We start from the raw sequence: 21019 nt of genomic DNA, 5'->3' as shown, positions 1-21019 counted from the left end.
GAAACGCATTGAGTGGCCTGGATGTCGCCACGCGGGTGCCATGCAGCCCCATGGCTATCCAGGCCGATCAGAAGCGGCTCGCGATGGCGGACAAGGGCGCGCAAGTCAGGCCGCCACGGTGACACGCCGGACCTCCTCCAGGCTGGTGGCACCGGTTCGCGCAAGCGCCAGGGCCGAGTCCTTGAGGCTGCGGGTGCCGCTGCGGTAGGCGGCTTCGCGAACCAGCCGGGCCGGCTGCCGCGCGATGATCAGCTCGCGCAGTTCGTCGGTCAGGCGCAGCAGTTCGGCGACCGCCTGGCGGCCGCGGTAGCCGGTGCCGCGGCAGTCCCCGCAGCCGCTGCCGCGCCGCAGGTTCCATCCGGCGACCTGGTCTTGTGAAAGGCCCAGGCGCGCCAACTCGTGGTCGGCGGGCTCGCAAGCCCGGCTGCAATGCGTGCAGGTCAGGCGCACCAGGCGCTGGGCCCAGATGCCGTTCAGCGCGGACATCAAGGCATGCGGATCCAGCCCCATGTGCGTGAACCGGCCGAAGACGTCGAAGACGCTGTTGGCGTGCGCGGTGCTGAGAACCAGGTGCCCGGTGAGGGCGGACTGCACGGCGATCTCGGCGGTTTCGCGATCTCGGATCTCGCCCACCATGATCTTGTCGGGGTCGTGCCGCAGGATGGAGCGCAGGCCACGGGCGAAGCTCAGGCCCTTCTTCTCGTTCACCCGGATCTGCAGCACACCGGGCAACTGGTATTCGACCGGGTCTTCGATGGTGACGATCTTGTCGCGGCCGGTGTGGGCTTCGGAGAGCGCGGCGTACAAGGTGGTGGTCTTGCCCGACCCGGTGGGCCCGGTGACCAGCAGCATGCCCCAGGCCGCGTCCATCAGCTCGCGCAGTCCCGCGACCAAATCGGATGGCAGTCCGAGGCTGGCGAGATCGAGCCGGCCGTGCCGCGCGACCATGGCCTGCTTGTCCAGAATGCGCACGACGGCGTCTTCGCCATGCAGGCCCGGGATCACCGACAGGCGCAGGTCGATCTCGCGTTCCTGCGCGCGCACCCGGAAGCTGCCGTCCTGCGGCACACGGCGCTCGGCGATGTCGAGTTCGGCCAGCACCTTCAGGCGTGACACCGCCTGTTCGGCCAGCGGGATGCCGGGGATCTCGGCCACCGTGTCGAGCACGCCGTCGATGCGGTACTGGATGGCCAGTCCGTCGGGGGTGGCTGCCAGGTGCAGGTCGCTGGCGCCCGCGCGCAAGGCGTCATAAAGCGTGGAGTTGACCAGCCGCACCGCCGGGCTGGTTTCGGTCGACAGCCGTGCCAGCGACAGCTCCTCCAGCGAGAGGTCCTGGCCGCTGCTCTCGCCCGGTACGCCCTGCATCGTGTCCATGGCGCGCAGCTTGGCTTCCTGCTGGTTCAGGAAGGCGTGGATGTCGTCGGCCGCGGCCAGCACGAACCGCACAGGCCCGGCGACCCGATGCGAAAGCCGGGTCCGCAGGTCGGTATCGAGCGGCTCCGAGATGACGGCGATGCAGCCATCGAATGCGCCTGCCACATCGCCATCGATGGCGTCGCGCCCGGACCCGGGTTCGGGCGGCAGCAGCAGCACGCATCGCATGGCCTGGCATTGCGGGAGCGGCAGGACCTCGAAGGCGGGGACACGCCGGGCCATCAGCGGGCAATCCCAACAGGCCAGGCCCAGGTCGGCGGCGATGTGCCGGGCCGCCTCGCGCAGGCTGCAGCCACGCAGCGTGGCCACCGTCTCGATGCTCGGGTGGCCCTGCGCAAAGGCCCGTCGCAGTGCCGGCCAGTCCAGCGGGGCGCTCATTGCAGGCTCCCGGCCAGCTCGAAGACCGGCATGTACAGCAGGATCACGATGAGGCCGATCACCAGCCCGATGGCTGTCATCAGCAGGGGCTCGAAGGCGCGTGAGAAGCGGTCGATCCAGCGGGTGGCTTCTTCTTCCTGGAAGATGGCGGCGCGGGTCAGCAGCGCACCGAGCTGGCCCGAACGCTCGCCCACGCGCAGCAGGCGCAGTGCCACCGGCGTGGTGAGCGAGTGGCCCTCAAAAGCGATCGACAGCGGCTGCCCGTTCCGCACCGCCGAGCGAGCCTCCCTGATGCGGGCGTGGTCACGCTGCGGCATGACGCTTTCGCACAGCTGCAAAGCGCGCACCAGGGGGATGCCGCCTTCGAGCAGCATGCCCAGCGTGAGGTACAGGCGGGCCAGGATCATGGAGCGAACGTGCGGTGCCGCCCCGGGTATGCCGGCGAGCAGCCGCCCCCATCCCGCCCGGCGGACCACCCTGGCGACGCCAGTCGTGACCAGGGCCACGACCATGAGCGTGGCCGTGATCAGCGAGCCGGCGTGCATGGACGCGAATTGGCCCCATTGCATCAGCACCCGCGAAGCCCAGGGCAGATCGTGGCCACTGCCAGCGAGGACGGCCGCGAACCGGGGGACCACGTAGCCGAGCAGGAATGCGCTCACCGCCATGCCGACCACGAGCAGGATGGCCGGGTACACGGCGGCGCTGGCGAGCTTGTGGCGAAGGGCGGCCTGGCGGATCTGGTAGCCGATGTACCGGCCCAGCGCCTGGGGCAGGTCGCTGGTGCCCTCGGACGAAGCGATCAGGCCGACGAACAACGGCGGGAACACCGCCGGTTGGGCAGCCAGTGCGGCCGAGAGGCGATGGCCTTGGCGCAGCTGGTCGATGACGCCTTCGAGCACCTGGCGGCGGGCGGGCTGCGCTTCCTTCTCGACCAGTGCGTCCAGCGCTTCGGAGATGGAGAGTCCGGCCGCCACCAGCGCCAGCAGTTCCTGCGCGAAGAGCAGCAGGTCCAGCTGCGCCGGGCGCCGGGCAGGACCGAAACCGCGTCGCCGCCGAACAGCGAGCGGCAGCAGGCCCTTGTCGTGCAACTGGCGCAGGGCCTCGGCATCGTCGGCGGCTTCGAGGTGCAGCACGTGGATCTGCTGCGCGGAATCGAGCCCGCGTGCGCGGTAATGCATGACGCCGCTCTAGTCGGGGCCGATATCGGCGGCGTCGCCACTGCCGCCCGGCTGGCCATCTTTGCCGTAGGACAGCAGGTCGTAGTCCCCGCGAACGCCCGGGTTGCGGTAGATGTAGGGTCGGCCCCATGGGTCGAGCGGGACGGCCTTGCTCAGGTAGGGGCCGCGCCAAGTCGCAGCTCCCGCCGCGGCAGTGGGCGGCATGCCCGTCAGGGAGGCCAGTCCCTCTTCGGAGCTGGGGAAACTGCCCATGTCCAGCCGGTAGCCGGCGAGGGCGCGGTGAAAGCCCTCGACCTGTGAGCGGGCGACGGCTTGCTCCGATTTGCCGATCTGGCCGAAGTAGCGCGGACCGGCATAGGCTGCGAGCAGGCCGATGATGGCCACCACGACCAGCAGCTCGAGCAGGGTGAAGCCGGCCGTGGCAAGCGCCTGAGGATTCGGACGAGACAAGGGGACCTCCCTGGCCACGGCTGGCGCCATGGATTAGTACGAAAGAAGTCCATTCTAGGCGGGCGTGCTGCGGCGGCCCGCTCGCCTGGTGCGCTCACGCGACCGGAAAGGCGTCGTGCTGGCCTCAACCGCGCGTGGCGGCCAACGCTGCCAGGGCCTCGGCGTCGGTCCGGTAGGTTCGCAGCAGCGGGTCGTCGCCCAGCTCGCCCGCTCGGTGCAGCATGGTCTCGACCGGCAGCTTGATGCCGCTGATGTGCAGCATGATCTGGCGGCTCGCCAGGAACCGGCGCAGCTGCCCGAACATCTCGACGCCGGTGGCATCGATGCGGTTGATCGGCTGCGCGAACAGGCACACGTGCCTGACCCCGGGATGCAGCGCCAGGTGCTCGATGACACGGCGCTCCAATGCGCTGGCGGAGGCGAAGTCGAGTTCGTCGTCCATGCGCAGGGCGAAGGTGTCGGGCGCGATCGCGGGCAGCTTCCACAAGTGCCGGTCGCGCAGGCTGCCGTCCGGGTGCAGGCCCACTTCGATGATGCGCGGGTGCAGCCGGTGGTGCAGGAAGTGCACCAGGCCCAGGACGACGCCGGTCAGCACGCCCCAGTAGATGCGCGGCGCCGAGAGCAGCGTGACGGCGAAGGTGGTCGCCGCGATGAGGGCTTCGATCCGGTGCAGCTTCCACAGCTGCGTGAAGACGCGCGGCTTGATCAGCCCCATGACCGCCGCGATCACCACAGCCGCCAGGACCGCCTGCGGCACGTGGTACAGCGCCGGCGTGAGATAGAGCAGCACCAGCATCACCACGCCCGTGGCGAGCACCGTGGCCCAGCCCGTGCGCGCGCCCGCATAGAGCGTCAGGGCCGAGCGCGAGAACGAGGTGCTGACGGGGAAGGCGCCAGAGAACGCCGCCGCGAACTTGCCCATGCCCTGGCCGATCAGGTCCTGGCTGGCGTCCCAGCGCCGTCCCTCGCGCTGGCTCTCGATCTTGGCGCTCGCCGCCATTTCCAGGGAGGTGACCAGCGTGAGCACCAGCGCGGGCGCGACCAGGGACGCGAACTGCTCCCAGGGCAGGAGCCCGGGAAGGTGGAAGGCCGGAAACCCCGCAGGAAGCGCCCCGATGACCGCGCCCCGCTGGGCGAAGCCGGTCCAGGCACTCAGGGCGGCCGTGGCGGCCAGCACCAGCAGCACCATCGGCAGCCGTGGCAGCCAGCGCTTGCCGATCTCGAACAGCGCCAGGGAGCACGCGCCGTAGCCCAACGCTTCCCACTGGATACGCGGCGACTGCAGCAGGGCCGTGAGCTTGCCGTCGAGGCCGATCAGGGCCGGCAGCTGCGAGGCGATGATCAGCACCGCGGCGGCCTGGCTGAAACCCGCCAGGACCGGCGAGCTCACCAGGTTGAGGACCCACGACGCCCCGCTCGCGCCCACCGCCAGTTGCAGCGCGCCCGACAGCAGCGCCAGCCACATGGCGAGCGCCACCCATTGGGCGCTGCCGGGTTCGGCCATGCCCACCAGCGAGGCGCCGACCAGCACCGCGCTCAGGGCCGAGGGGCCGACCGACAGGCGCGTGGACCGGCTGAACAGGACCGCCGCGAGCGCGGGAAGGAAGGTGGCATAGAGGCCGGTGACCAGCGGCATGCCGGCCAGGCCTGCATAGGCCACCGACTGCGGAATCATCACCACCGCGATGGTGATGGCGGCCGACAGCTCGCCGCGCAGCAGGGTGCCGTCCAGGCGCGGCCAGTCCAGAAAGGGGAACCAGGATCTGAGGGAACGCATGAGGCGCCGAGCTTAATCGCTCGATGGTCGCGGGCCCCCGGAGAGCCGAGTCGGGCGGGGCGGCACGGGCGGCGCATTCCAGGGGCCGTTCAGCCGCCGAGCCGCCTGCATGGCGAAAGCCCGGGGGCGCAGGCCCTCCGGCCTTCCTCCTGGTCGAGCGCCGCCGAGATCAGGCCGGCGGGGGAGGCGGCGCGTCTTCGGGGCCGGAACCGTAGATGGCCGAGATCAGGGCCGAGGACAGCTGCGGCGACCGCAGGGCAGCCATGGCCAGGCCAGTGACCGAGATCAGGCGCCAGGGGCGTGCCAGGTAGACCAGCGCGCCGGCCGCTGCCGCGACCAGCAGGAAGTTGACCGGATGGCGCTGCCCGTAAGAGGAGAGGGTGGGCGTGGCGAGTTCGACCACCAGGCGCGCCGGATGGTGTTGCCAGTACGCGCGGCCCGCGTCCCCCAGGCCGGCGAAGCGGCCGCTGAACAGGCGATCAGCGCGCCGGGCCTTCCGGGTGGCCGTGTCGGCCGGTCCCGCGACGCCGACCGGTTCGGATTCCGCGCGCTCGGCGGCCTCCATGCGCATGCGGGTGGCGCGTTCTTCCTCGCGCTCCTCGGCACGCTCGTAGGCGGCCTCGGGGCTGTGCTCGTCGCGCGCGGCGCCATGACCGAAACCGGCAGCCTGGGCCACCTTGTTGAAGGCCGACCGCAGCATGCCCGGGCGGTCCTGCCGCTGCTGGACGTATTCGAGGATGGCCAGGCGGGATTGGGCGAGCCGGTCGCCGTACTCGCTCATGACCGCGCTCCCAGGGCTTGCAGGGTCTGCGCGTCGGCACTGAGTTGCGAGCGCGTTTCGCGGAAGGCCGCCTGTGGGAGCTTGCGCATGGCCTGCATGCCCGCGATGGCGGCAACCACCAGGAAGACGCCCGGGGCGATCACCAGCATCCAGTGGAACCCAGTCAACGCCCACAGCATGGCAGCCACACCGGCGAGCACCAGGAAGACCAGGCCGCAGACGGCGGCAATGGCACCGGCGACCGCCCGCTTGGCCACTTCGGCGCCGACCTGCGCCGCCTCCTCCCGGATCAGACCCGCATAACTGGACAAGTGATCGGACACGAGTTCGGGTCGCCGGATCAATACGGAGAGGATGGGATGCATGGTCGGGCCTCCCGGGTTCAGTGGTCGTTGCGGCGGGCCATCAAGACCACGGCCATGACCAGGGCTCCCACGGCCGCGGCCATCAGCGCGGCCTTCACCGGCTGCTCGGCGACGTAGCGGCTGGTCACGTCGGCGTACTGGTTCATTTGCCGTTGGGCGGCACTGGCGGTGTCGGACACGCCATAGCGCAGGTCGCGCATGCGTTCGGCCGCACGCTCGAGCGCCTGGGCGGCGACTTCGCGCGTGCCGTCGATGGCTTTGTGTGCGGAGGCGGCGAGGTCGTCGGCACGTCGGCTGTTCTGGCTCTTGTTGAACATGGGTGGTCCTCTCGGTTGTTGCGGCCGCTCGGGCGAGCAGCCTGTTGTCAGGTCACGCGACTGAGGGTACGGCTCAAGGTCAGCCGTCCCCGATCGGCGCGTGGCGTGACTGCATGTCGGCAGTGGCAGGGTGCCCATGTAGGAGCCTTCCCACCCGCGGACGAGCAGTTCAGGACATCGTAACCGGCGCCGGCTGCACGGCCCCGCCTTGCGGCAGCACCGCCACCACGCGCGTGCCCTGGCCAGGGGACGAGGTGAGCTTCAGGCGGCCACCCGCGGACTCGACCCGGTGGCGCATTCCGGCCAACCCATGGGTGGACGGCCGCATGCGAACCACGTCGAAGCCCTTGCCGTCGTCGCGCACCGTCACCTCGACCACGTTGGTATAGCTGTGCACGCTGATCTCCACGTGCCTCGCCTCGGCGTACTTCGCGATGTTGGTGAGCGATTCCTGCACAAGCCGGTACACCGTGATCTGGCGCGATTCGTCGAGTTCGACGGACTCGAGGTTGGTGACCACCTCGACGCCGGACTGCTCGGAGAACTCGCGCGCCAGGATCTCCAGCGACGCCGACAAGCCGAGGTTGGTGAGCGAGGAAGGGCGCAGGTCCTCGATGATGCGGCGCTTGAGTGCGATGCCGCTGTTGAGCGTCTCGGTGAGGTGCTGCAGTCGCTGGGTGACTTCGGGAGCGGGCGTGCCCAGGCGCGATTTGAGGCGGGCGACGTCGAGCTTGGCCGCGGTGAGCAGGGCGCCGAGCTCGTCATGCAGTTCGCGTGCGAGGTGTCCGCGCTCCTGCTCGCGCACCTGCTGCAGGTGGGTCGCCAGCTCGGTGAGCGAGGCCGTGCGCTCCCGCACCTGCCGCTCCAGCAGGTCACGCTCGGCCTGCAGCGCCTGCTGCTGGCGCTCACCGGCGGCCTTCAAGGCGCTGCTCTGGCGCAAATACAGGTAGAACGCCAGCAAGGCCACCACCGCCACGGCCGCGATGCCCACGCGCGCCAGCAGCAGGGAGTCGCGCACCTGCGCCTGGCTGGCCGCGATGCGTTCGTTGGCGGTCGCGATGAGCGCCGCCACCTGGCTGCGGATCACGTCCATGTGCTGCTTGCCGATGTCGCTCATGAGCACGAATTTCCAGGCGTCCTCGTTGCCCTGCTGGCGCATGCGCACCAGCAGGTCCATCTCGGCCAGCTTGCGCTGCACCTCGCGGGCAACTTGTGAGAGCGTGGCCTGCGCCTGCCCGTCTTCCACGTACACGCCGCGCAGGGTGTCCAGGGTTTGCCCGATCTCGGTCACGGCCCGGTTGTAGGGTTCCAGGTAGGCCGGGTCGCCGGTGAGCAGGTAGCCGCGCGAGCCGGTTTCGGCGTCCAGCACGAGCTGGAGGGTCTGGTTGAGCGCGCTGCGTGTACGCGCCGCGTCGGAGATCTCCGTGAGCGCGGCCGTGGACCGCTGGAAGCCTGTTTCGCTGATGCCGATCAATACGACCACGGCGACCACCGCAAGGATGAGATTGATCGTCGCCTTCGGCAGCGCGCCGAGCGGCATCAGAACCCCTCCATTACAGAGCCGATCTGCATAGAATCCAGACTCGTCATGTTAAAAGGGTAGGCCAATTCGGTTGACCTCGGTATTCCGGGCAACGACGAAGGAAAGAGAAAAGACATGATCAAAGTCGGCATTGTGGATGACCATGCCATCGTGCGGTCGGGACTGAAGCAGTTCTTTTCCGAGCAGGTGGATTTGCGTGTGGTGGGCGAGGCTGCAAGTGGCCGCGAAGCCATCGATCTCGTCCGCACCACCGAGCTGGATGTGCTGGTGATGGACTTGTCCATGCCAGGCCAGAGTGGCATCGACGCCCTGGGCATGATCCGCGCCAAGGCCCCCGATGTGGGCATCCTGATCCTTTCGGGATACCCGGAGGAGCACTACGCGATGAACCTCATTCGCCAGGGGGCCAGCGGATACCTCAACAAGGAATGCGAGCCGATGGAGATCGTCAACGCGATCCGCACCATTGCGCTCGGTCGTCGCTACATTTCTCCGGCGGTTGCCGAGTTGCTCGCGCAGCAGCTCAATCGCAAGGAGGGCGGCGCACCGCACGAGCAGCTTTCGGAACGCGAGTTCCAGGTATTTCTCAAGCTGGCCAAAGGCGAGACCGCCGGAGATATTGCGAAAGCATTGTCCCTGTCAGTCAAAACGGTGAGTACCTATCGCACTCGCCTAATGGAAAAGATGTCTCTGGCGTCGAACAGTGATCTCACGTATTACGCACTCAAGAACAAACTGATCGATTGACCGAGACTTGTCGAGACTCTCTCGGGCGCCGGGTGTCTGCCCCTCCGGCTGCGCCGCAGAGCTCGTAGGCTGGCGCTCACAGGCCCAAGCGTGGCGCACCGACCCGCCGCCGCCCTGCGCCGGGCCACACTGCATCGGAGCCGGGCAAGCCGGCGAGAAAGCATGGCAGTGAGGATTCTGGTCGGCTCAATGATGATCTTCTTCGGCACCTTGCTGCTGGCCGGGTTGCTGGCCCTCGGGCAACCCGGTGGCGCAGGCATCCAGCCGATTCCACCGACGCATTACGGCATGACCGACAACGGCGGCGGCGGCGAAGACGAGCGGGTCGTCGACGAATTGCGCCGCCTGGTGGCCCTGCTGGGGGCCCGCTGACACCATGGCCATGAGCGCACGCGCCATCGGCGGCCTGGGGCCGCGATGGCGGCGGGCGCTGACCGTGGTGCTGGTCATCGTCGTGGCCCTGGTGCTCGCGGTGGCCCTCTTTCCGTGGGACTGGCTGCGAGGACCGATCAACCGCTATGTGTCCGAGCGGACGGGGCGTCATTTCGAAATCACGCGTCGGCTCGATGTCGACATCGGCTGGCATATCCGCATCGTGGCTGACGGGCTGGTGTTCGGCAATCCACCCTGGGCCACCGAACCGAACTTGATCGAGGCGGAACGGGTCGAGGCCGAGGTGCGCCTGTGGCCGTTGCTCACGCGCTGGCGCCTGGAGTTACCGCTCATCGCCATGAGCCAGCCGCGCCTGGGCCTGGAGCTGTTGCCGGACGGACGGCGCACCTGGACCCTCGAGCGTGAGGGCCAGGAAGACAGCGCGATCGTGGTGGGAGCGATGGAAGTGGACCGGGGGCAGTTGCGCTACATCGCCCAGCATCAGGGCGCCGATGTGCAGGCCGATTTCGCCATGGATGCGCCCGCTGCCGGCCAGGGCCCGCAGTTGCTTCCGCTCAGTTTCCGCGGCGGCGGTCGGTGGCACGGGGAGAACTTCGTGCTGGAAGGCCGCTCGGGCAACGTGCTGGCACTGCGCGAAGGGCTGGGCAACCCCTTACCCCTCGAGATCTTCGCCACCTCGGGCCGCAGTTCGCTGCGCATGGCCGGTCGCGTGGTGAGCCTGGCCACCTTCGATGGGGCGGACCTGAGCGTGGCCATGCGCGGCCGCGACCTGGCCGAGCTGTACCGCCTGGTCGGCATCGCCCTGCCGGAGACGCCGCCGTATACGGTCGAAGGGCGGCTGCAGCGGCAAGGGGCGGTGTGGCGCGCCTCCGAGCTGCGGGGCACGCTCGGCCGCACGGACCTGCGCGGCGAGATGAGCTACGACGTCTCGGGCGACAAGCCGGTGCTGGTGGGTTCGCTGCAATCGCGTCGGCTGGACTTCGATGACCTGGCGCCCCTGATCGGCAAGCGCGAGGACGCACCGCGCGCCCGCCGCGGAGCCCGGCCGGCCCAGGGGGATCGGCAGGTGTTGCCACGTGCCCCGCTCGACTTGAGCCGGTTGCGCAGCATGGACGCCGACGTCCGCTTCGCCGCGGACCGGGTGGTGGATGCCAAGCCCGTGCCCGTGGACCGGCTGTCGGTGCATGTGCGCCTGCAGGACGGACTGCTCCAGCTCGAACCCCTGGATGCGGGACTCGCCGGCGGGCGCTTGACCGGAAGCTTCCGGGTGAGCGGGCGGCAAAAGCCTGCCGAGTTCGCGCTGCAGCTCCAGGTGCGGGGATTGAACCTGGAGCGCCTGTTCCCGGCGGTGGACCTGAACCGTGCCAGCGTGGGCCAGGTGCACGGCCGCGTCGCGCTCGGAGGGCGGGGCGCCAGCGTGGCCCAGATGCTGGGCTCCGCCTCGGGCGATGTCGCGCTGCTGCTCGGGCGCGGGCGCATCAGCAACCTCCTGTTGGAGTTTGCGGGTCTGGACGGCGCGGAGATCGTGCGTTTCCTGCTGGGCCGTGACCAGCGCGTCGAGCTGCGCTGCGCCGCCGCCGCCTTCCATGTCAAGGACGGCCTGATGAGCTCGAGGGCCCTGGTGCTGGACACGGTAGATACGGTGATCTACGGCCAGGGCACCATCAACCTGGCCGACGAGCGCCTGGACCTGATCTTCCGGCCTTATCCCAAGGATGCGAGCATCCTGGCCCTGCGCTCGCCGCTCAAGCTCTCCGGCACCCTGGGCGCGCCGGAGGGCGGCATCGAGAAGGGGCCGCTCGTCGCCCGGGCCGCAGCGGCGATCGCCTTGGGTGCGATCAATCCGCTGCTGGCGCTGGCGGCCACGATCGAGACCGGTCCTGGCGAGGACGCCGACTGCGGCGCCGTGCTCAAGCAGGCGGCCACGCCCAACAAGCCGCCGCCGGTGCCGGCACCGCCCGTTCCCGCTTCCGCGGCGGCTGCGCGCGCGGCGTCAGGCCGGTAGCGCGGAATCAGCCGGACCGGCACGGTCCGCGCAGACCGGACACTCGCGGTCGCGAGGCACGCGGATCTCGCTCCAGTTCATGCGCAAGGCGTCCAGCATCAGCAGGCGCCCGGTGAGCGGGCGCCCCGTGCCGGCCAGCAGCTTGAGCGCTTCGGCCGCCTGCGTGCTGCCGATGATGCCCACCAGGGGCGCGAAGACGCCCATGGTGGCGCAGCGGGCCTCCTCCACCGCCTGGCTGGGTGGAAAGACGCAGGCATAGCAGGGCGAGGACGCCTCGCGCGGATCGAACACCGAGACCTGTCCGTCGAAGCGGATGGCCGCCCCGGACACCAGCGGCACTCCGTGCCGCATGCAGGCGGCGTTGATCGCGTGGCGGGTGTCGAAGTTGTCGGTGCAGTCCAGCACCACCTGCGACGCCGGGACCAGTTCATCGAGCATCTTCGCGTCGGCACGCAGTTCCAGCGCGCGCACGTCGACTTCGGGGTTGATGGCAAGCGCGGCCACGCGTGCCGAGTCGACCTTGGCCTGCCCCAGCCGCTCCACGTTGTGGGCGATCTGGCGCTGCAGGTTGGTCAGATCGACCGCATCGGCGTCCACCAGCGTGAGCGAGACCCCCGCACTGGCGAGGTACAGCGCCACGGGCGATCCCAGCCCACCCGCCCCGATCACCAGGGCCCGCGCCCGCGCCAGCCGCTCCTGCCCCTCCACCCCGATCTCGTCGAGCAGGATGTGGCGTGAGTAGCGCAGCAATTGGTCGTTGGTCACTTCTTTTGAGGGGTGAGGGGCTGGGGCCTGGGAGCCAGGGGGACACGGGCTTCGCGAAGGTCCAAAGACACAGCCCCTGGGGAAGTCCAGGGGCTGTGTCAATCGGTGGAGGCCGTGGGGCGGGTGGCGCGCGCCGGGGTGGTCCGTAACCCCTGGCCCCCAGCCCCTGACCCCCAGAGGATCAGTTGTCCTTCTTCGCCGTCTTGTCCTCGATCACCTGGGTCTTGCTGATCAGGACCGGCTGCCCCTTGAGATGGTTGAGCGCCTGCTTGAGCTGGAAGTCGGTGTCGCTGCCGAACTCGGGCATCTTGGCGCGCTCGGCGACCGGCTTGCGGGCTTCTTCCTCGGCGCGCCGCAGCGCTTCCTCGCGGGCTTTCTCACGGGCGGGGTCTTTCACCTCCGGCTGGCCGTTGCCGTTGTTCAGGTGCTTGAGCAGGTCGGCTTCGCGGGTGCGCAACATGGCGAAGACGTTGCCTTCCTGGCTCTCGTCGACCAGCACGTCGGGCACGATGCCCAGCGCCTGGATGGACTTGCCGCTGGGCGTGTAGTAGCGGGCAGTGGTGAGCTTCAAGCCGGTGTCGGGGCCGAGCGGGCGCACCGTCTGCACCGATCCCTTGCCGAACGTCTGGCTGCCCATCACGATCGCGCGCTTGTGGTCCTGCAGGGCGCCGGCCACGATCTCGCTGGCGGAGGCGGAGCCCTCGTTCACCAGCACCACCAGGGGCACGTTCTTGATCGCGGCGGGGAGCCGGCGCAACGGGTCGAGACCGGGGCGCCGCATGTAGTGCTCGGGCGAGGCCTTGTAGGTGGACTTGCTCTCCGGCAGTTGCCCGTTGGTCGAGACCACGGGCACGCCTTCGGGCAGGAAGGCCGCCGAGATGGCCACGGCCGCATCGAGCAGGCCGCCCGGGTCGTTGCGCAGGTCCAGCACCAGCCCCTTCAGGTTGGGGTCGGCGCGATAGACCTCGTCCACCTTGCGCACGAAGTCTTCGACCGTTCGTTCCTGGAACTGCGACAGGCGGATCCAGGCATAGCCAGGTTCCAGCACCTTGCCCTTGACCGACACGGTCTTGATTTCTTCACGCGTGATCGTCACCGGGAAGGTGCGGCTCTCGGACTTGCGGAAGATCGTGAGCATCACCTTGGTCTGGGGCTCGCCGCGCATGCGCTTGACCGCGTCGGACAAGGACAGGCCCTTGACCGCGGTGTCGTCGATCTTGGTGATCAGGTCGCCCGGCTGCAGGCCGGCGCGGAATGCGGGGCTGCCCTCGATGGGCGAGACCACCTTCACCAGGCCTTCTTCCTGCGCGATCTCGATCCCCACGCCGACGAAGCGGCCCGAGGTGCCCTCGCGAAATTCCTTGAAGGACTTCTTGTCGAAATACTGCGAGTGCGGATCGAGGCTGGACACCATGCCGGCAATGGCGTCGCTGATGAGTTTGCGATCGTCGACCGCTTCGACGTAGTCGCTCTTGACCATGCCGAACACGGCGGCGAGCTGCTGCAGTTCTTCGAGAGGGAGCGGGGCCAGGGAGCCACGCGCGGCGGTTTGGAGGGAAACCGTGGTGAGCGCGCCGGCCAATGCGCCTACGGAAATCCAGCCGGCAATCTTCAACTTGTGGCTCATGGAAGTGAGGGGTCCTCTAGAGTCTGGGATTTATACACCCGCGATACGCCTATGACGCACGGGTTACCTCGTGGTTCCCCCGCCTGAGCACAAGGCGCGGAAAAAGACCGCGCTTCGATGGTTTCGTGGCGTGGGACCTAGCGCGCCCGGCCCTGGCTGGCCACCGCCGCCGCCGCCGCCTTGGCCGCCTGTTCGTCGCCCAGATAGTAGTTGCGGATTGGGCGCAGGTCGGCATCGAGCTCGTAAACCAGCGGAATGCCATTGGGAATGTTCAGGCCCACGATGTCGGTGTCGGAGATGCCGTCCAGGTACTTGACCAGCGCGCGGATGGAGTTGCCGTGCGCGGCGACCAGCAGCCGCTGGCCCGAGCGAATGGCCGGTGCCAGGGTGTCGTTCCAGAACGGCAGGACCCGCGCCACGGTGTCCTTCAGGCACTCGGTCAGCGGCACCTGCTCGGGGGCGAGCCCGGCATAGCGGATGTCGCCGCGCTCCGATCGCGGGTCGGACGGATCGAGGGCCGGCGGCGGCACGTCGTAGCTGCGACGCCAGACCAGCACCTGTTCATCGCCGTACTTGCGGGCCGTCTCGGCCTTGTCCAGGCCCTGCAGCGCGCCGTAGTGGCGCTCGTTCAGGCGCCACGAGTGCGTCACCGGCAGCCAGGTGCGATCGAGTTCGTCCAGGCAGTGCCACAGGGTGCGCGTCGCTCGCTTGAGCACGCTGGTGCAGGCCAGGTCGAAGTCGTAGCCCTCGCTGCGCAGCAGCCGGCCGGCGTTCTTGGCCTGTTCGATGCCGGTGGGCGTGAGGTCCACGTCGGTCCAGCCGGTGAAGCGGTTCTCGAGGTTCCAGGTCGATTCGCCGTGGCGGATCAGCACGAGTTTGTACATGGGCAGGGCGCCTGTTCGAGTGGAAGGGAACCGCGGATTCTAGAATCGCGGGTTGCCCTGGGGACCTAAGGAACGAAGTGAACTTTCTGATCGATAACTGGACGCTTGTCGCCATTGCCCTGCTGTCCGGCGGAATGCTGCTGTGGCCCACGTTGCGGCGCGGCCCGGGCGGGGGCCTCACGCCCACGGCCGCGGTACAGCTGATCAACCGCGAAAAAGGCGTGGTGGTGGATGTGAGCGACCCGGCCGAATACGCCCAGGCCCATGTCACCGGCGCGCGCAACGTGCCGATGGAGCAGTTCGAAAAGCGCCTGCCCGAGGTGGTCAAGAACAAGGCCCTGCCGGTGATCCTGGTCTGCCCCACGGGTCGCCGCGCGCAACGCGCGCTGGCCCTGGCCCAGAAACTCGGTTATGAGAAGGCCCAAGTGCTCGCTGGCGGACTGCGCGCCTGGAAAGACGCTAACCTGCCGGTCGAAAAAGCCTGAACCTCGACCGCAACGACATGCAACCCGTCAAGATGTACACCACGGCCGTATGCCCCTTTTGCATCCGTGCCAAGCAGATCCTCAAGTCCAAGGGCGTCGAGCAGATCGATGAGATCCGCATCGACGCCGATCCCGAAGAGCGAGCCCGCATGATGCAGATCACCGGCCGCCGCACCGTGCCCCAGATCTTCATTGGCGACACGCACGTGGGCGGCTGCGACGACCTGATCGCGCTCGATGGCCGCGGCGGACTGGTGCCCCTGCTGAACAGCTGAAGCGCCTCGGATGCCCCTGAGATAATCGCCGACTGTCCCGATGCCCGGCCGGTCTTCGGCCGGGCGTTTTCATTTTGAAAGAGCTTCCATGGCCGACTCCCAAGACCCCGTCTTCCAGATCCAGCGCGTGTATTTGAAAGAGGCCTCGCTCGAGCAGCCGAACTCGCCCGCCATCCTGCTCGAGCAGGAACAGCCCGGCGTCGACATCCAGCTCGGCGTGGAGGCTTCGCAAGCGGCCGACGGCGTGTTCGAGGTCTGCGTGACGGCCACCGTCACCACCAAGATCAAGGAACGCACCGTCTTCCTGGCCGAGGTCAAGCAGGCCGGCATTTTCGAGATCCGCAACCTCGAGGCCGACCAGATGAACGCCGTCATGGGCATCGCCTGCCCGCAAATCATCTACCCCTACCTGCGCGGCAACGTCGCCGACCTCATCACCCGCGCCGGTTTCCCGCCGGTGCACCTGGCCGAGATCAACTTCCAGGCCATGTACGAGCAGCAGCAGGCACAGCAGCAGGACCAGCAGGGCTCCGGCATCATCACCAGCGCCTGAGCATGAAGCTGGTCGTGCTGGGTGCCGGCGCCTGGGGCACGGCCCTGGCCGTCAGCGCGGCGGCGCGCCATGAGGTCACCCTCTGGCTGCGCGACGCCGACCAGGCGCGCGAGCTGCTCGCGTGCCGCGAGAACCGGCGCTACCTGCCAGGCATCGCCTTGCCGGCCGGCCTGCTGGTGCGGGACGGGTCCGCGCAAGACCTGCCGCAGCTGGTGGCCGCCCACCACCTGGCGGTGATCGCCACGCCCATGGCGGGCCTGCGTGCCATGCTTGGGCTGCTGCGCGACGTGCCCGTTCCCACGGCCTGGGTCTGCAAGGGATTCGAGGCGGAAGCGGGATCGGGGCTGCTCGGCCACGAGATCCAGGCGCAAGTCGCTCCGCGGCTGGCCGGTGGCGCGCTGAGCGGCCCCAGCTTCGCGCTGGAGGTCGCGCGCGGCCAGCCCACCGCGCTGGTCGCCGCCAGCCCGCACGGGTCCGTTCGCGACGCCCTCGTGGACACCTTCCACGGCGCAACCCTGCGGGTGTATGCCAACGACGACCTGCCCGGTGTCGAGGTGGGCGGCGCGGTGAAGAACGTGCTGGCCATCGCCACGGGCTTGTGCGATGGCTTGGGCCTGGGGCTGAATGCCCGCGCGGCGCTCATCACCCGGGGCCTGGCCGAGATGACCCGCCTCGGGCTGGCGCTGGGCGCGCGGCCCGACACCTTCATGGGGCTTTCCGGCCTGGGCGACCTGGTGCTCACCGCCACCGGCGACCTCAGCCGCAACCGCCGGGTGGGCCTGTTGCTGGCCCAGGGCCGCACGCTGGACCAGGCGGTGCAATCGCTGGGCCACGTCGCCGAAGGCGTGTATTGCGCGCGCACCGTGGTCGAACGCGCCGCGCGGCTGGGCGTGGAGATGCCCATCGCCAGCGCCGTGGTGCGCCTGCTCGATGGCGAGCTGCCGCCGGCCGCCGCCGTGGCCGAGCTCATGGGGCGGCAGGCCCGCTCCGAACGGTAGGCGGGCTCAGGTAGACACCGGGTCGATGCGTTCCACCGCTTCTCGAATCGGCTCGGCTGCGCCGGGTCGCACCAGGCGCTCCACCTCCCGGCCGTCGCGCAGGAAGATCAGCGTGGGCCAGAGCTTCACGCGGAACGACCGACCCAGCGGCCGGCCGGGGCCGTCTTCGACCTTGATGTGCCGCAGGCTTTCGTGGCCACGCAACGCCTCGCTGATGCGCGGCTGCGCGCCCTGGCACCAGCCACACCAGTTCGTGCCGAACTCGAGCAGCGCGCCGCCGGGGAAGGCATCGACCTCGTCCCGGGTGGGTTCATCGGGGGTGTAGGGTTTTGTCATTCGCCGATTTTGTCGCCGCGGCCGAGGCCGCCAGCGTGCCCGCTATGCTCGCGGGTTTGTCCGAGACTTTCGATTCCATCGCCGGGCTTGATGCGCCCCCGCGAGGCCGCATCTGCATCGGAAGCGATCCCAGGAACCAGGAATGAGCGTTGTCATCCCGATCATCGACGTCGAGTACGAGCAACCCGTGGGGGGCACCTGCGACACGCGCCACGCGTGGGCACGTGTGCCGCCCGAACCGGGGCCGCAGGAACGTGAGGAACTGAAGAGCCGCATCCGCCGCCTGCTCGAGGAGCGCAATGCGGTGATGGTCTCGCACTACTACGTGCATCCCGATTTGCAGGACCTGGCCGAGGAGACCGGGGGGCTCGTCAGTGACTCGCTCGAGATGGCGCGCTTCGGCCGCGACCACCCGGCCAGCACGCTGGTGGTCTCGGGCGTTCGCTTCATGGGCGAGACCGCCAAGATCCTCTCGCCCGACAAGCGCATCCTGATGCCCGACCCCGACGCCAACTGCTCGCTCGACCTGGGCTGCCCGGTCGACGAGTTCAGCGCGTTCTGCGACCAGCACCCGGACCGCACGGTGGTGGTCTACGCCAACACCAGCGCGGCGGTCAAGGCGCGGGCCGACTGGCTGGTCACCTCCAGCTGCGCGCTGGAGATCGTGAGCGCGCTCAAGGACAAGGGGCACAAGATCCTGTGGGCGCCCGATCGCCACCTGGGCAACTACATCCAGCGCCAGACTGGCGCCGACATGGTGTTCTGGAACGGCGCCTGCATCGTGCACGACGAGTTCAAGGCCTTCGAGCTGTCCGAGCTGATGAAGGAGCACCCGGGTGCCAAGGTGCTGGTGCATCCGGAGTCGCCGCCGGATGTGATCGCGCTGGCCGATGCGGTGGGCTCGACCTCGGCCATCCTCAAGGCCGCGCGCGAGATGGACGCGCGCGAATTCATCATCGCCACCGACTCGGGGATGATGCACAAGCTGCGCACGCTCAACCCCGGCAAGACCTTCATCGAGGCGCCCACCGGCGGCAACAGCGCCACCTGCAAGAGCTGCGCGCACTGCCCCTGGATGGCCATGAACGGGTTGGCCGGCGTGGCCCACGTGCTGGAGACCGGCGCCCACGAAGTGTTTGTCGACCCGAAGCTCGCCGAGCGCGCCAAGCTGCCCATCGACCGCATGCTGGCCTTCACCGCGGCTCTGCGCAATGGCGAGCCAGCCGGCGCGCTGGTGCCGCAGATCGGCGCCGCCTGAACAGTCCGCGGCGCTGGGCCTCAGCTGGGGTCCAGGACCGTCGGGCGCGCAGTCGGCAGGGTGCGCGGCTGGTCGCTGTTGAAATGGCAGCCGCGGCTCTCGGGCCGCTGCCGCGCCGAGCGCACGATCAGCTCGGCGACCGTCACCAGGTTGCGCCACTCCAGCAGCGCGCCATCCGTTCGCGCATCCACGCAGGCGGCGCGGACCTCGGCCCGCAGCGACGCGATGCGCGCGGCGGCCCGCTCGAGCCGCTCGCGGCTTCGCACGATGCCCACGTCCTGCGACATCAGGCGGCGCAGCTCGTTGCGAGCTTGGCTGACCGCGCTCGACGCGCCGGTTGCGCCAGGGCTGTGGTCCGCCCGATCCGGCAGCGGCCGTGTCTGCCGTGCCGGTGCGGACGCTGCGATGTCGCTGGCCGCCGCGCGCGCGAACACCAGGCATTCGAGCAGCGAATTGCTCGCCAGCCGGTTGGCTCCGTGCAGCCCGGTGCACGCGGCCTCCCCGATGACATGCAGGCCCGCCAGGTCGGCGCGCCCGCGCAGGTCGGTGAGCACGCCGCCGCAGGTGTAGTGCGCCGCGGGCACCACCGGGATCGGCTCGCGCGTGATGTCGATCCCCAGCTGAAGGCAGCGTGCGTGGATGTTGGGGAAGTGGTCGCGGACGAAATCAGGCGGCTGGTGCGAGATGTCCAGCCGCACGCAATCGAGCCGGTGCTTCTTCATTTCCGCATCGATCGCCCGGGCCACGATGTCGCGCGGCGCCAGCTCGGCGCGCGCGTCGTGGGCCGGCATGAAGCGCGTGCCGTCGGGCAGCAGCAGCCGCCCGCCTTCGCCGCGCACCGCCTCGGTGATCAGGAAGTTGCGCTCCCGAGGGTGGTGCAGGCTGGTGGGGTGGAACTAGATGAACTCCATGTTGGCCACCCGGCAGCCGGCGCGCCACGCGGCGGCGATGCCGTCGCCGGTGGCGCCGGCCGGGTTGCTGGTGTGCTGGTACACCGCGCCCGCCCCGCCCGTCGCCAGGATCGTGTGCGGTGCCCGCAGCGCGAGCACCCGGTCCTGCGCTTCGTCCCACGCGTGGAGCCCCAGGCAGCGGCGCGTGCGCTCGCCGGGCGAGCCGGAGGTGAGGAGGTCCACCAGTGCGTGCCGCTCCAGCAGCGTGATGCCGGGCGTGCGCCGCACCTGCTCGACCAGCGTGCGCTGCACGGCGGCGCCGGTGGCATCGGCCGCGTGCACGATGCGCCGCTGCGCATGGCCGCCCTCGCGCGTCAGGCGCAGCTCGCCATCGGCTTGGGAGAAGGGCACGCCCAGGGATTGCAGCCAGGCGATGCCGGCGGGCGCGTGTTCCACCACGAATCGGGTGGCCTCTCGGTCGGACAGCCCGGCCCCAGCCACCAGGGTGTCCTCCACGTGCGAGTCGAAGCTGTCCTGCGGCGCCAGCACGGCGGCGATGCCGCCCTGGGCCCGGCCGCTGGCGCCGGCCTCGATGCCGCCCTTGGTGACCAGCGCCACCCGGTGCGTGGGCGCCAGGTGCAGCGCGGCCGCCAGGCCCGCGAGGCCCGTGCCCACGACCAGCACGTCGAAATCGAGGGGGGACGGGCGGTCCATGCCTTCAGGCCGGCTGGTAGGCCAGGCGCACGTAGATGGGTGCGAAGGCCTCGGCCTGGGTCAGCTCGATCAGCGTCTCCTTGGCCAGCTCGAGCATGGCGATGAAGGTGACCACCAGCACCGGCACGCCACGCGCCACCTCGAACAGCTCCTCGAACTCCACGAAGCGGCGGCCCTGCAGCTTGCGCAGCACGATGCTCATGTGCTCGCGCACCGACAGTTCCTCTCGCGTGATCTTGTGGTGCTGGACCAGCTTGGCGCGCTTGAGGATGTCGCGCCAGGCGTCCTGCAGCTCGGACACGCTCACGTCGGGAAACCGCGGCTGCAGGGATTGCTCGATGTAGACCTGGGCCCGCAGCACCTCGCGGCCGATCTGCGGCAGCTCGTTCAGGCCCGCGGCGGCCAGCTTCATCTGCTCGTACTCGAGCAGCCGCCGCACCAGCTCGGCCCGCGGGTCCTCGGGCTCCTGGCCTTCCGCCGTCTTCTTGGGCGGCAGCAGCATGCGCGACTTGATCTCGATCAGCATGGCCGCCATCAGCAGGTACTCGGCGGCCAGCTCCAGGTTGCGGCTGCGGATTTCGTCCACGTACTGCAGGTACTGGCGCGTGACCCCCGCCATGGGGATGTCCAGGATGTTGAAGTTCTGCTTGCGGATCAGGTACAGCAGCAGGTCCAGCGGCCCCTCGAACGCTTCGAGGAAGACTTCCAGCGCATCGGGTGGGATGTACAGGTCGGTGGGCATGGCGAACAGCGGTTCGCCATAAAGCCGCGCCAGCGCCACCTGGTCGACCACCTCGGGCATGCCGCCGGCCGGGGCGGACGAGGGCGCATGCAGGCTGGCGGAACGGGTGGGCTGGGTCATG

Annotated in this window: 21 protein-coding genes and 1 pseudogene; 8 read left to right on the top strand and 14 right to left on the bottom strand. The window is 69.3% G+C overall.

All coding sequences use genetic code 11. The features are described from left to right. Positions 1-105 precede the first annotated feature (105 nt). The 8 genes from JI739_RS07315 to JI739_RS07280 form a co-directional block, all read right to left on the bottom strand. Entirely contained in the window at positions 106-1812 is a 1707-nt protein-coding gene (locus JI739_RS07315; RefSeq protein WP_201683140.1) for a GspE/PulE family protein, read from the bottom strand. Beyond that, complete coding sequence (locus JI739_RS07310) at positions 1809-2993, bottom strand: type II secretion system F family protein (RefSeq protein ID WP_201683139.1); 1185 nt, start codon at positions 2991-2993, stop codon at positions 1809-1811. The genes JI739_RS07315 and JI739_RS07310 overlap by 4 nt, the downstream gene beginning before the upstream one ends. A gap of 9 nt (positions 2994-3002) precedes the next feature. After that, positions 3003-3473 (bottom strand): type II secretion system major pseudopilin GspG, encoded by a 471-nt coding sequence (gene gspG, locus JI739_RS07305; RefSeq protein WP_201683138.1) that lies wholly within the window; start codon positions 3471-3473, stop codon positions 3003-3005. Positions 3474-3567: 94 nt separating this feature from the next. Beyond that, a complete protein-coding gene (locus tag JI739_RS07300) occupies positions 3568-5220 on the bottom strand; it encodes a SulP family inorganic anion transporter (RefSeq protein WP_201683137.1) in 1653 nt (550 codons plus the stop codon). Positions 5221-5389: 169 nt separating this feature from the next. Continuing rightward, on the bottom strand, positions 5390-6001 hold the full coding sequence (locus tag JI739_RS07295) for a hypothetical protein (protein WP_201683136.1): 612 nt from the start codon (positions 5999-6001) through the stop codon (positions 5390-5392). Beyond that, entirely contained in the window at positions 5998-6366 is a 369-nt protein-coding gene (locus JI739_RS07290) for a phage holin family protein (protein WP_201683135.1), read from the bottom strand. Before JI739_RS07290 ends, JI739_RS07295 begins: the two co-directional genes overlap by 4 nt. A gap of 17 nt (positions 6367-6383) precedes the next feature. After that, on the bottom strand, positions 6384-6683 hold the full coding sequence (locus JI739_RS07285) for a DUF883 family protein (RefSeq protein ID WP_201683134.1): 300 nt from the start codon (positions 6681-6683) through the stop codon (positions 6384-6386). A 169-nt stretch (positions 6684-6852) separates the two neighbouring features. Next, entirely contained in the window at positions 6853-8223 is a 1371-nt protein-coding gene (locus tag JI739_RS07280; RefSeq protein WP_201683133.1) for a CHASE3 domain-containing protein, read from the bottom strand. Between the two features lie 117 nt (positions 8224-8340). Between JI739_RS07280 and JI739_RS07275 the strand changes: the two genes are divergently transcribed. From JI739_RS07275 to JI739_RS07265, 3 genes are all read left to right on the top strand, one after another. Beyond that, a complete protein-coding gene (locus JI739_RS07275; protein ID WP_013902425.1) occupies positions 8341-8973 on the top strand; it encodes a response regulator in 633 nt (210 codons plus the stop codon). Positions 8974-9135: 162 nt separating this feature from the next. Continuing rightward, positions 9136-9345 carry a hypothetical protein gene (locus JI739_RS07270; protein ID WP_201683132.1) on the top strand — a complete coding sequence of 70 codons (210 nt, stop codon included), beginning with the start codon at positions 9136-9138 and terminating at the stop codon, positions 9343-9345. Positions 9346-9355: 10 nt separating this feature from the next. Then, complete coding sequence (locus JI739_RS07265) at positions 9356-11371, top strand: AsmA family protein (RefSeq protein ID WP_201683131.1); 2016 nt, start codon at positions 9356-9358, stop codon at positions 11369-11371. Here JI739_RS07265 and JI739_RS07260 read toward each other — a convergent pair. The 3 genes from JI739_RS07260 to gpmA form a co-directional block, all read right to left on the bottom strand. Next, entirely contained in the window at positions 11360-12136 is a 777-nt protein-coding gene (locus JI739_RS07260) for a HesA/MoeB/ThiF family protein (RefSeq protein WP_201683130.1), read from the bottom strand. The two genes, JI739_RS07265 and JI739_RS07260, sit on opposite strands and share 12 nt — an antisense overlap. A 181-nt stretch (positions 12137-12317) precedes the next feature. After that, a complete protein-coding gene (locus JI739_RS07255) occupies positions 12318-13763 on the bottom strand; it encodes a S41 family peptidase (RefSeq protein ID WP_201683129.1) in 1446 nt (481 codons plus the stop codon). Between the two features lie 137 nt (positions 13764-13900). Next, a complete protein-coding gene (gene gpmA, locus JI739_RS07250) occupies positions 13901-14647 on the bottom strand; it encodes a 2,3-diphosphoglycerate-dependent phosphoglycerate mutase (protein WP_201683128.1) in 747 nt (248 codons plus the stop codon). Positions 14648-14724: 77 nt separating this feature from the next. Here gpmA and JI739_RS07245 point away from each other — a divergent pair, with 77 nt between their 5' ends. From JI739_RS07245 to JI739_RS07230, 4 genes are all read left to right on the top strand, one after another. Further along, complete coding sequence (locus tag JI739_RS07245; RefSeq protein ID WP_201683127.1) at positions 14725-15132, top strand: rhodanese-like domain-containing protein; 408 nt, start codon at positions 14725-14727, stop codon at positions 15130-15132. Between the two features lie 17 nt (positions 15133-15149). Beyond that, entirely contained in the window at positions 15150-15407 is a 258-nt protein-coding gene (gene grxC / locus JI739_RS07240; protein ID WP_201683126.1) for a glutaredoxin 3, read from the top strand. A gap of 88 nt (positions 15408-15495) precedes the next feature. Next, complete coding sequence (secB, locus tag JI739_RS07235; protein WP_201683125.1) at positions 15496-15960, top strand: protein-export chaperone SecB; 465 nt, start codon at positions 15496-15498, stop codon at positions 15958-15960. Positions 15961-15962: 2 nt separating this feature from the next. After that, complete coding sequence (locus JI739_RS07230) at positions 15963-16958, top strand: NAD(P)H-dependent glycerol-3-phosphate dehydrogenase (protein WP_201683124.1); 996 nt, start codon at positions 15963-15965, stop codon at positions 16956-16958. Between the two features lie 6 nt (positions 16959-16964). On the opposite strand, the gene JI739_RS07225 is transcribed toward JI739_RS07230, so the two are convergent. Continuing rightward, entirely contained in the window at positions 16965-17294 is a 330-nt protein-coding gene (locus tag JI739_RS07225) for a thioredoxin family protein (protein WP_201683123.1), read from the bottom strand. Between the two features lie 142 nt (positions 17295-17436). On the opposite strand from JI739_RS07225, the gene nadA reads away from it, so the two are divergent. Then, on the top strand, positions 17437-18552 hold the full coding sequence (nadA, locus tag JI739_RS07220) for a quinolinate synthase NadA (protein ID WP_201683122.1): 1116 nt from the start codon (positions 17437-17439) through the stop codon (positions 18550-18552). 20 nt (positions 18553-18572) lie between these two features. Here the strand turns inward: nadA and nadB are convergent. Continuing rightward, positions 18573-20156: pseudogene (gene nadB / locus JI739_RS07215) on the bottom strand (L-aspartate oxidase). A 4-nt stretch (positions 20157-20160) separates the two neighbouring features. Next, on the bottom strand, positions 20161-21018 hold the full coding sequence (locus JI739_RS07210; RefSeq protein WP_201683121.1) for a segregation and condensation protein A: 858 nt from the start codon (positions 21016-21018) through the stop codon (positions 20161-20163). Between the last annotated feature and the right edge of the window lies 1 nt (position 21019).

Origin of the sequence: Ramlibacter aurantiacus (genome assembly GCF_016722895.1) — a bacterium.
GTDB lineage: Bacteria > Pseudomonadota > Gammaproteobacteria > Burkholderiales > Burkholderiaceae_C > Ramlibacter > Ramlibacter aurantiacus.
The sequence above is the reverse complement of the archived record's forward strand: the minus strand, read 5'-3'. Positions and strand labels throughout refer to the sequence as shown.